This is a genomic window from Vibrio sp. OPT46 (genome assembly GCF_015163535.1).
Taxonomy (GTDB): domain Bacteria; phylum Pseudomonadota; class Gammaproteobacteria; order Enterobacterales; family Vibrionaceae; genus Vibrio; species Vibrio alginolyticus.
The window spans coordinates 1-635 of the sequence record NZ_JADDYG010000307.1 but is presented as its reverse complement, the minus strand read 5'-3'; the positions used below and the strand labels follow the sequence as shown (position 1 = coordinate 635).

Below are 635 nucleotides of genomic sequence, written 5' to 3'. Positions count from 1 at the left end.
GAGACGTCAAAGTTGGGAGCCCCAATAGCAAACAAGCCTTTCATTTAATCAATGAAAGGCTTGTTTGTATTCGACTAAGGACGGTTGGGATGATTTAATCTCCACAAGAATTAATTTTTGTTTTTATGAATCATGAGAGAGGCCAGTAATACCAATGGATTCACAACTTTCTCTACAAGAAGCCCTTTCTCTAACCAAAACCTGAGAAAATCACCCCAAAATTCTCAACTATCCCGCCAATTCGATCTAAGAAAGTCTCGACATTTTATTGCTAGTCAGCGCTCTGCTATACGAGAAAGCACTCTGCCTAATAGCAACTCCTTTGCATCATACAACCATAACCCCGCGTAAGAAACTTTTGGACAAAAGTTTGCTAGTGACTTTGCTAATGTAGTTTTTCATGAATTACTTTAGGTATGGCAAAGTCACTTTTAGTATGTGAACACAACTGGACAGACTAAATTATTCAGCAGCCTTTCTATCGACCAAATCTAATAGTTTTGCTGCGACAAATAGATCCTGAATGGCAATGCCAGAGCTATCAAAAACGGTGATTTCTTTATCCATTTTTCTCCCTTGAGCATTTCCCGTTATGACCTGACCAATCTCAGTAACGAGTGGATTTACCGTATGTT

The 635-nt window shown here is 38.9% G+C and carries 1 pseudogene; it reads right to left on the bottom strand.

Annotated features, from left to right (window positions below):
* Positions 1 to 462: 462 nt before the first annotated feature.
* Positions 463 to 635, bottom strand: a pseudogene (locus IQR33_RS14940) (ornithine cyclodeaminase family protein); the annotation flags it as partial.